The sequence below is a fragment of the Sphingobium limneticum genome (assembly GCF_008710155.1).
GTDB classification, from domain to species: domain Bacteria; phylum Pseudomonadota; class Alphaproteobacteria; order Sphingomonadales; family Sphingomonadaceae; genus Sphingobium; species Sphingobium limneticum.
The window spans coordinates 1-9,747 of record NZ_VYPZ01000052.1; the positions used below are offsets into that span (position 1 = coordinate 1).

General features: G+C 60.6%; 11 protein-coding genes and 2 pseudogenes. 2 read left to right on the forward strand and 11 right to left on the reverse strand.

Translation table 11 applies throughout. The features are described from left to right. Positions 1-119: 119 nt before the first annotated feature. From F4U94_RS23270 to F4U94_RS25230, 11 genes and pseudogenes are all read right to left on the reverse strand, one after another. Positions 120-761 (reverse strand): annotated as a pseudogene (locus F4U94_RS23270) (helix-hairpin-helix domain-containing protein); the annotation flags it as partial. Then, positions 758-1,544 (reverse strand): annotated as a pseudogene (locus tag F4U94_RS23275) (IS5 family transposase); the annotation flags it as partial. The pseudogenes F4U94_RS23270 and F4U94_RS23275, both read right to left, overlap by 4 nt. Positions 1,545-1,732: 188 nt before the next feature. Then, positions 1,733-2,026 carry a hypothetical protein gene (locus F4U94_RS23280; protein ID WP_120252922.1) on the reverse strand — a complete coding sequence of 98 codons (294 nt, stop codon included), beginning with the start codon at positions 2,024-2,026 and terminating at the stop codon, positions 1,733-1,735. A 39-nt stretch (positions 2,027-2,065) separates the two neighbouring features. Then, positions 2,066-2,929 carry a glycosyltransferase family 2 protein gene (locus F4U94_RS23285; protein ID WP_120253526.1) on the reverse strand — a complete coding sequence of 288 codons (864 nt, stop codon included), beginning with the start codon at positions 2,927-2,929 and terminating at the stop codon, positions 2,066-2,068. After that, positions 2,929-3,510 (reverse strand): SAM-dependent methyltransferase, encoded by a 582-nt coding sequence (locus tag F4U94_RS23290; protein WP_120252923.1) that lies wholly within the window; start codon positions 3,508-3,510, stop codon positions 2,929-2,931. The genes F4U94_RS23285 and F4U94_RS23290 overlap by 1 nt, the downstream gene beginning before the upstream one ends. Further along, positions 3,507-4,175, reverse strand: coding sequence for a PIG-L deacetylase family protein (locus tag F4U94_RS23295; protein WP_249042114.1), 669 nt, complete (start codon positions 4,173-4,175; stop codon positions 3,507-3,509). The genes F4U94_RS23290 and F4U94_RS23295 overlap by 4 nt, the downstream gene beginning before the upstream one ends. Continuing rightward, complete coding sequence (locus F4U94_RS23300; RefSeq protein WP_232016195.1) at positions 4,169-5,275, reverse strand: acyl-CoA dehydrogenase family protein; 1,107 nt, start codon at positions 5,273-5,275, stop codon at positions 4,169-4,171. Before F4U94_RS23300 ends, F4U94_RS23295 begins: the two co-directional genes overlap by 7 nt. Next, entirely contained in the window at positions 5,272-6,321 is a 1,050-nt protein-coding gene (locus F4U94_RS23305) for a glycosyltransferase (RefSeq protein WP_120252924.1), read from the reverse strand. Before F4U94_RS23305 ends, F4U94_RS23300 begins: the two co-directional genes overlap by 4 nt. Beyond that, positions 6,318-7,253: a glycosyltransferase family 2 protein gene (locus F4U94_RS23310; RefSeq protein ID WP_120252925.1), complete on the reverse strand. Its 936-nt coding sequence runs from the start codon at positions 7,251-7,253 to the stop codon at positions 6,318-6,320. Before F4U94_RS23310 ends, F4U94_RS23305 begins: the two co-directional genes overlap by 4 nt. Then, entirely contained in the window at positions 7,250-8,350 is a 1,101-nt protein-coding gene (locus F4U94_RS23315; RefSeq protein WP_170267515.1) for a glycosyltransferase, read from the reverse strand. The genes F4U94_RS23310 and F4U94_RS23315 overlap by 4 nt, the downstream gene beginning before the upstream one ends. 277 nt (positions 8,351-8,627) lie before the next feature. Further along, entirely contained in the window at positions 8,628-9,008 is a 381-nt protein-coding gene (locus tag F4U94_RS25230) for a hypothetical protein (RefSeq protein ID WP_232016197.1), read from the reverse strand. Between F4U94_RS25230 and F4U94_RS25235 the strand changes: the two genes are divergently transcribed. Then, positions 8,982-9,128, forward strand: a complete 147-nt coding sequence (locus F4U94_RS25235; protein ID WP_232016662.1) for a catalase — start codon at positions 8,982-8,984, stop codon at positions 9,126-9,128. The two genes, F4U94_RS25230 and F4U94_RS25235, sit on opposite strands and share 27 nt — an antisense overlap. A gap of 26 nt (positions 9,129-9,154) precedes the next feature. Beyond that, positions 9,155-9,625, forward strand: coding sequence for a type 1 glutamine amidotransferase family protein (locus F4U94_RS25240; RefSeq protein ID WP_249042115.1), 471 nt, complete (start codon positions 9,155-9,157; stop codon positions 9,623-9,625). The last annotated feature ends 122 nt before the right edge of the window (positions 9,626-9,747 follow it).

A 9,747-nucleotide genomic window follows, 5' to 3' on the forward strand; every position in this document is an offset into this window, starting at 1 on the left:
CGCTGCCAACGATCCCATATCTCCGCTCGCTGGCTGGCCGTGTAATATATCCGACGACGCTGCTTCATCGTGACACTCCATCTTACTCAAAAGATTAAAGTGTTGCCGCCACCCGTTGAACCCACCGCCGAACCCGGACGCTGGCGCACAAGTATGACGCCCGCCAACTCAACATTGCTCCCGTCGCGGATCGAAGGAAGGTCACCACAGCGCACGATCCGCATGGCGTCGAGTTCGGCGCGCAGGAATTGCAGCGGATGGCCGCGTAGCGAAAGCTGGGTCGAGCGATAATCCTCCACCACCTCGCGGCCGGCGCTCATCGGCGTTAATGTGACATCGGGTTCCTGTCCCTCGGCCGAGAAGTGACCGGCGCGGGCATCGGCCGCTGCGAACAGGGGCAGGGGCGCTTCGCCCAGACCCTTCACCTTCCACAGCCCCTGCCGCCGATCCTGCGCCAGGCAATGGAACGCGTCGGCCTCAGCCAGGCGCTCGATCGCGGCGCGGGGCACCTTGGCGCGGCGCCAGACATCCTCGACGCTTTCGTAGGGTGCTGGACCACGCGCGGCGACGATGGCCGCGCCATGAGCATTGGCTAAACCACGCACGCTGCGGAACCCCAAACGCACCGCCATATAGCGCCCGCGCATCTTCTCGAGCGTGCAATCCCAATGGCTGTGGTTAATCGACACCGGCCGGACGTCGACCCCATGATTGCGCGCGTCCCGCACGATTTGGGCGGGTGCATAAAAGCCCATGGGTTGGCGACTAGTATCATGGCCTGCGAGACGTCGATGCGCTTCTCGTAATCGCGGACCAATCGGCGCCATCGGATCATCCAGCCAAAGGTCCGCTCGACGACCCATCGTCGGGGCAGAACCTTGGCCCTGCTGCTGATCGCTGCGTCGAATGACTTCGACGACGAAATCCAGATAGCTTGCCTTGTCCATGAGTTTGAGGCGGTCATAGGCGCCATCGGCGAAGAGATGTTTGATCCAGGGCCAGCGTTTGCGGATGCCATCGAGGATGGTCTGGGCGCCCGCGCTGTCCGAAATGTCCGCAGTGGTCAGATTGACCATCAGCAGCCGTCCATCGGTATCGACGGCGATATGCCGCTTGCGCCCGACAACCTTCTTGCCTGCGTCGAACCCGCGCTTTTCTGCCGATGGTGCCTTGACCGACTGGCTGTCGATCACTCCTGCGCTCGGACTGGCCTCTCGCTCTTGGCGCTCGCGATCCAGCATCAGTTCGATGTCGTGGATTGTCTGGAACAGGAACCTGCGAGCCAGTTCCCGGAACCAGCCATAGACCGTCTGCCATGCCCCGAAATGGATCGGCAGCATCCGCCAGCCACAGCCCGACCGAACAAGGTAGCGCACGGCGTTAATTACCTCGCGAAAATCCACCTCGCGTGGACGGCCCCGGCGCCCCGGCTTGGGCATCAGGGGCGCTATGCGATCCCATTCCTCATCGGTCAGATCACTGGGATAGCGCTTCGTCTTCTTGGCAATCTGGGCCATGCGCCCTAGGCTCTGATCGGTCCACATCCAGAGCCTGAATCAGACGCAGAGCCTCGCGACAACCCCCGCCACCGATTTTCCAAACAGCCTCTGATAACCCCGCGGCGGGAAGCTCCATAGTCCGTCATGCTAATCTCCTTTGCTAAGACGGAAACGGCCATCTTGCTATCGAGTTCGCTGCGCTGCAGAAAAGATAGAATTTTTATTGTAATCGTTTAATTCGCGTGGCGTAAGCGCCGGTCATTATCTGCGACTTTCTCACGATAATGTTTGAGGGCACCACGCGTATTGCTCAATGGCGTGGTCCCAAGAGCGCCAGTTATCATTTTGCTTTGAAGTTCGATCATGGCGCCTATTTTTTCCGACATCATCAATTCGGCTTCGACGCTTGCGTCAGCACTGCCTACCGCGAGCTTTGCGAGCCTCATCGTCATCACCGTTCCCGCCTCCGCACCCAGCATCCAGAAATCAAATCCGGTTCTCATCCATGCGTTGTAGCTCGTGGTCATCTACTGGCTCCTGCCTGGCGGTTGAGATTGGCATTGGCTTCAATTTGTGGTGGCCCTGCTCCAACCTGTCGGTTCGACGCGGGCGGCGGCCATTTCGCAGGCTGTCGGCAAACGCAAGAGATCCAGAGCGTTCCCTTGCCAGCGCACCAGTCCGAGCCGTTCGAACTCTGCAAGCCAGCCTTCCATCGGCCACTCATCCCAACGCGCTTGGAACACCCGTGCATTGCGCACAATGTCAGCGACATGCTGCACGGGTGGCTCATAGCTGTCATGATACTGATGACAGGCAATCGCCTGTCCGACGAATAGCAGCTTCAACCCGGCAGCAGCAGCTCGGAAACCAAAATCGGTATCTTCGGCGCCGTAGCCGGTGAACCCCTCATCAAACCCACTCAGCGCTGTAAATGTCGATCGGCGCAGCGCGAAGGCAAGCGACCAGAAAAGCCCGGCATTCGTTTCCTCACGCACGCCTTGGGTGGGAAATCTCCGCACGGGATGCGCCTGGCCATGCTTCAGCAAGTCGGCTTCCTCCCAGGATCCGCGTGCATCATCGGGGCCAAGATAGCGAATATCTGCGCAGAGCAGGCCGTCATGCTCGGTGAGGGTCTCGGCCAGGAGGCCGACGCAATCACGCAGTGGAATGCAATCGACGTCCAGGAACACGAGCATATCGTGCTTGGCTAGGGACGCGGCGCGGTTGCGGGCAGCGGCCAATGGAAGCCCGTCCGTCTCGAACCGCTCGACGCGGACGGGAAAGCCTGTCGGTCCCACCGTGATCGGATCGTCACTCATATCGACGACAATCAGCTCATCGGGTCTGCGATCGCTCCGTCGCAGTCCCTCGACGAGCTGCGACAGATGCGCGCTGCGGTTACGGACAATTGTGAGGACCGAGACGCCCATCAGCGACGCTTCCACAAATCGAGACGATATTTGTCTCGGCGTTCGGTGAGCTCGACGTCAAAGTCCGCAGCAAGTTCGGTCCATAAGGCTTCGACCGCCTCATCGCCGCTTTGCGGATAGTCGGTTTCTCCTGTGTAATGGACAAGGATAATGCGGCCGCCAGGAGAGACGTGATCTCGAAGCCATTCGCTTGCACGGTCGAGATCCACCAGACCCCAATAATAGGCCACTTCGGACAGCACCACGAGGTCGAAATCTCCGGCGTTAGGGGTGTCCTGCGGAAACGCCATTTTGGCAAGTGACACGCCAGGACGATCGCCGACCCGTTCCCGCGCTTTTGCCAGTGCCTTTGTGCTGATGTCGACGGCAAGCAGGCTGTCGCACATGGGAGCGAGATGCCCGGTCAGCACGCCATGTGCGCAGCCTATCTCCAGTGCGCGGGCATATCGTCGGTCGGCCAGAACACCATGCGTGTGGGCGAATTTGGCCGCTTCATACTCGCTCGACGCAAGATTCCATGGATCATCGTCCGATCCGAAAATGTCATCAAAATATTGTGCGGTCAGGCTGGCGCCGGTCATTGGCAATCTCTTCTCAATGTCAGAACGTCTTGCGCGGCCATGCGCAACTTCTCCGGTGGAAGGCGGAAACCCTCGCCGATCACCGGCGAGAGCTGGCTACGATGGGCCAGAAGAGCATGACGCCGCTGCCCAACGGGCATGGCCGGCGTTGTGATATGTCGCGCACGCTGCGGTGTCTCGCTCCAGACATGATAGGCGAACAGCGCGATCGGACGCCTCGCCCTTCGCAAAGCCGCTTCGGCCAACCTGTAGGCCGCAACATGGTCGCAATGCGCCTCGCTTTTATCGGAGACGGCAATGGCATCGATGCGGTGCCAGCGCAGCAGCATGGCAAGCCGATCAGCCTCCCGCGCGAATGCTTTACTGTCGGTAGGATAGGGGTGAGAGTCGCGCCATCCCATCCAGATCGTCGGGATCGCTTTGGCGCCTAGCCTGCCGACCGCGTTGCGGGCTTCCCTTCGCCGGGTCGCGGCAACGCGGGGTGTGCCTTTGGGGTGGGAGCCAGTCCCATCGGTCAGGAAGGCGATGCCTCCGAGCCGATCATGAGCGGCGCAGTGTGTGATCAAGGCACCCGCGCCGAGCGTCTCGTCGTCGGGATGGGGGGCGAGCACGAGCCAGCGCGCCAGCGCCCAAGGGCTTTGGACCAAAGCCTCGGCTTTCACCACAACCGGTCACTTTCTTCCCAGATGTCATGATCGAGAAGCGTCCGGGCGGCCTCGTCCCGCGCATGGTCGGGTCCAGCCTGGCGCAGATAAAGGGAAAGGTCGCGGATGATCTTGTCCGCGCGTTCACCGTCAAAGGCGCTGCGCGTGCCGAGGATGCGCGCTGCAGCCTCCATCACGATGAACCCGGCATTTTCAACGACCCCGCGCGTCAGCCGCGCGACGGCAACGGCATCCGCATCACCTGAAGCGAAGCGCTGCGCTGCTTCCTCCACCCAGAAGCCCGCGGTTCGTACCGCTACGACGGCATCGGCAAACCGTGCCCGCTGCAGCGGATCTTCGCGCGCGCTATCGCGCATGGCCGTGCGGATGTCCGAGACAAGCGCCTCGATGCCGCCAAGCTGCGCCGCACAGAAGCGCCAGGCTCCTGCGGTAAAGCGAGGATCCCTGTCATAGTCGCCCGGCTTACCCAGCAGCATGAGCGGCTCGACAACCATCTCGTCGAGCGAATAGCGACCGCTTACACTCGCACGCATTCCGCGAAAACGCCAGCCCGACAGGTCCGCCCGCGCCTTTTCATTGGCGGGAACAATGACCAAGCGCCGCGCGGTGTCCTCGCAAGCCGCCGTGACAAGGGCATAATCGAGACCGCCGGCGCCGCTTGCGAACATCTTCTCGCCGCTCAGCGACAGGGTCGCTTCGTCAGCGAGCCGAACACCGGGCGCCGGCTCGGTCGCCCACACGCCGAACCACGCACCGCGATCCAGTACCTGCGTCAGCCATTTGAGTTGATCGGGCGTTCCATACCAGTCGAACAGCGACAAGGCATTTATGTGGCCTTCGTAAAGCCGTCCGATACTAAGATCGCCGCGTCCGACCTCGCGCAAGGCCTTTGCCATCGCGCGCGCGCGGCTTGCCTCGTTTTCAAAAGCATTTCCTCCACATAGTTGCGGTGCGAACCTGCGATGATGCCCGCTCTGGATCAGCGCTACCAGGCTATCACTGGGAAAATAGGGTGCGGCATCATAGCGCGCACCAAACATCGCAAGACGCTCGACGATGTCGGTCAGGTCAAAGGTCTGGTCATGATGGTCGGGGATCACGCGATATGACTCCTGTTTGAGACTGCCGGGGCACAAAGGTCATCGAGCCAACGCGCGACCCGTTCCGGTCCGCTTTCACTTTCAAGGCAAGCGGGCCATTGCTCGTTTTGTTCGATAGCCCGACCGATCAGGTCAGGCCATTCGTGAGGCTTGGGCCAGTCATGCCGCACGATTGCCGCGCCTACTGCCGCCAACCTCTCGGCCTTCGATGCCTGCTCGTCGAACGGGCGCGGTTCGGGCAAGCAAATGAAAGGACGCCGCGCCCTCAGGACGGCGCTGACGACGCCATCGCCTGCAGCGCCAATGACGACCCTGGCAGCAGCAATCTGCGCGTCCGCATCATCGACCCACCCCCGCAAATATAGATTGGCTGGCATGTCGGCGGGCACAGTGCAGGGACCGATGATGTGCCATTGCCATGTGGGCGCTGCTCGCGCTGCGGCTGCCCAGTGCTCTCCATTGGATATCCCGCCCCCGCGCCCAAGAACGACCAGCACAACCTCATCATTCACGCTGATATTCTGGCTGGCAGATCGGACGATGCCGGGCGCGTAAAAGGTCTTGTCGCGCACCCAGCCTGGGGTTTCGTCATCGTCGAGCGCATCGTGGAAAGGGGCGAGCAGAGCGATAGCTCCGCGAAAGGCGTCGAGATGGGCAACATCGAGCCGGCTCCCGCTCAACCGGACATAGACGGTCGGCACTGATGCAATCCGCGCCAGCATCGCCACCTCGGCCGAGACATCCACCACCATCAGGCGCGGACGCGCTTCAGCGATCCAGCCTGTCATTTGCGCAGAGCGCTGGCGGAGACCTTCATGATCGAGCGGCGCATAGTGAAGGGAAGAAGGACGGTCGACATGATCGATGCCAGCGAAGCTGTCGTCGAAACGGTCGTCAGGCAAATCGAGGAAGGGGAGGTTACCGGTTCCATGGGCAAGCCCGCTCCCCATGAGCATGACATTGTCCAGCGATTGACCGATCGCAATCGCGCGCTGGCGATGGCCATCGCCGTGATGATGGACATAATATCCGATCGGGCGGCTCATTGGACGGCTGCCATTTCGCCCCCCGCCATGGGGGGAAGAGGTATGTCGCAGGGCATGGGGGGAAGAGCACGCTCTGCTTCGAGACAGGCCGCCACGCCTATCTCAACCCTCGTTCGAAGTCGCCAGCGTACGCGTTCCTCCCAAAGGGAGAAAGCAGGGACCATAGGAACATCATCGCTTGCGGCGCAGTCGATCCATCGCTGCATGTCAGCCGCCATGCCGCCATTCGCACGGCCTGCTGTCCGTGAAGATGCCCGGGTCCACACGGCATTCGGGTGGATCAGTTGTCCTCCCGCCTTGATCGCTGCCTCGACCAGGGCACGATCCTCGCCGATCGGCAGGAGCGGAACGCCGCCCGCGCGGCGATAAAGGCCGACGGACAGCGCAAGGCTGGCCCCCGTATGATCGCCGTGTCGCGGCGGCATATCCCATGCGACCGGATCGATCATATCCTCGATCGCCCGCACGGCCTGCCAATAGGCATCGAAGCGGCGGCGCAGCATGAAGATCGCCGGAGCCATGTCCGTTTCCAGCTCGTCCAGTTCTATGCGACCGCCAATGATCCGCTCCGGCGAAAAATGTGTCAGATTGGCCTCGATCCAATCGGCGGGTGGCCGGCAATCCGCATCTGTGGAAAGCAATAGGCCGTCGGGCGTCAGAAGACCAGCGCCCATGTCCATCGCCGCGTGGCGGGCAGATCCAGCGTGGGCCAGTTCCGGTTCAAACACGCGCTGAACGATGTGAAGCGTAAATCCAGCATTGTAACGAAGCGTAGCCTCGACGGCTTTTGCATGGGTGGCATCGCTGCTGTTGTTGACGCATATCGCGACAGCGAAGGTCTGAACGGTTTGCTGTGCTAGGGCTTCGATCAGGCGACCGATATGCTCCGCCTCATCACGGGCGGGTATGCAGACGCAGACTGGTGGCTTCATGCGACGCTGGCAATAAGCGGCGCCGTCTGCGGCCCATAGGCTACAACCGAAGCAAGCGCGAGCTGGTGGTACACGGCTTCATACTCATCGACCATGCGCTGCGCGTCGCAATAGCGCTCCGCATGTGCCCTGCAGGCACTGCGGCTCAGCACTGAAGCGGCCAGTGCCGCCGATGCCAACGATGCAACGTCATCCGGCTGCGCAAGAACGCCGCAATCGTCATTCAACAGCGCAGGCACGCCGCCGCGCCGGAACGCGGCGACGGGGGTGCCAGAAGCCAGCGCCTCTGCCACGACTAGGCCATAGGGCTCTTCCCATCGCGGGGTGCAAAGCGCGGCGACAGCCCCTCCCACCAAGCGGGCGAGTTCGCGGTGGGACAGATGCCCGACATATTCGACGTTCGCACCCAGGCGCGGTGCGATCGCCTCATCGAAATAATTCTGGTTCGAAATAGGGCCGGCGATACGCAGCGGCAATCCTGCAAGGCGTGCCGCATCAATCGCATAGTCCAGTCCTTTCTCGGGAACAATCCGGCCATACCAGACCAAGTACGGCGTTTCGCTCGCGACAGGCTGGTACGGAAAGTGCGTCAGATCGATGCCGTTCGGAATTACATGATCGGTCCTCGCCACGTGGCTCCACATGTCGGCTGTCGCCTGCGAGACGGCAACGTAAGTCATCGGTCCGCGGTTGAGCCGGACCCCGCTTTCCAACCAGCAAAAGGGCGGGGTGTGGAGCGTGGTTAGGACGGGGATAGCAAGCGTGTCGGCCATGCTGACGGGGAGATAGTGCAAAGAATTGTTGTGAATCACGTCAAACGATCGCGACCGCAATTTGGTCATCAGCCCGAGATACGCATGGTGTTCGCGGAAGAAGGCAACATCATTGGCTTCGGCAATGCCCGTTTCGAAAAGCGAAGTCTCATCGCAGATTGCTTCCACCCCCAGCGCGGGATCTGAGCGCGTAGAAGCAAAGAGCGTGATATCATGCCCCCGTTCGCGCAGTGACCGCGCGAGCATATGGGTGTGCATCTCCAGCCCGCCCGCAAACGGCTCACTGATGGGAAACTTCAAATGGGCTATGATGGCAATGCGCATTCAACTGGCTCCCAGCGACGACGCATATGTTTCGCAGTCGCCGAGCTGTTAACGCTTCTATGCAAGTTTATTTCCCCCATGTAGCAGAGGTTTTCTGCAAATTATGTAGGTTAACTTCGATCAACATACTGATTGCAGACTTGCGCCTCCAATAGGCAAAATCGAATGAGCACAATAAGCGCATTTTACATATAGGTGAATAATCCTTTGAAAAATCGTTGACTATATGACCATTATAATCCGCCTGACGCCGTGATTAACATCCTGCTATCTCTAACTATAATTGCAACTCTCCAGCTTGCCGGTGGACTACCACGGACGATCTCTTCCGACTTTGATTTTCAGGGCCGACTTTTTCCCTCCTGATGCGTTGCGAGTGAACCATATCACAATCAGCGCGAAAGTGACCGACATGACCAGTAAGGACGCAATCGACAACACCACGGGAAGTGGCGAGGAAAGGCATCAGCAAGCGAGCGACGATAATGTCTTGACCACCAGCCAAGGCATACGGATTTCCGACAACCAGAACCAGCTCAAGGCAGGCGCGCGCGGCCAAGTCTTGCTGGAAGATTTTGTTCTGCGCTAAAAGATTTTCCATTTCGACCATGAACGAATCCCCGAACGCATCATCCATGCCCGTGGCTCTGCTGCTCATGGCTATTTCGAGGCGACTGACGACATCTCCGACATCTGCAAGGCGGCGGTCTTTGCCAAGGGCACCAAGACTCCGGTCTTTACGCGCTTCTCGACGCTCGCGGGATGTCCAATCTGGTAAAGGTCGATCCCACGCTGGCAGCGCGCGTGGCTGACGGGCTCAACATGGAAGTCCCCAAAGCGTCTCCAACCGCCGCGCCGGTCAAGGACATGGAGCTTTCACCAGCGCTGCGTATCATCGAAGGTCCGCTAGCTCCCAAGTCGATCGGGGGGCGGACCATTGCCATTTTCATTGCCGATGGGTCTGATCCGGCTGTCGTCGACGAACTGACCAGTCAGATAGGCGATGTGGGCGGGCGTCCGGTGATCGTCGCGCACAAGATCGGCGGTGCGAAGATGTCGGATGGCTCGGCAATGGAAGCCGATTTCCAGCTCGCCGGCGGCCCGTCCGTGCTGTTCGATGCCATTGCCGTCGTCCTTTCGGAAGTGGGATGTGCGCAGCTCCTCAAGGAGGCGGCTGCCGTCCAGTTCGTGATGCACGCTTTCGGGCATCTCAAGGCCATCGGCCACACAGCGGAAGCGCGACCGTTGCTCGATAAGGCCGGTGTCGAAGCGTAGGCATTCGGTGAAGGCCGCGGATCAGGCGGCTTCGCGTTGATCTTCGGCTGCGCGCCAATTCCATGGCAGCAGTTCGTGGAGACGGTTCTGGGGGATGTCGGCGATGCTGCTGAGCACATCGG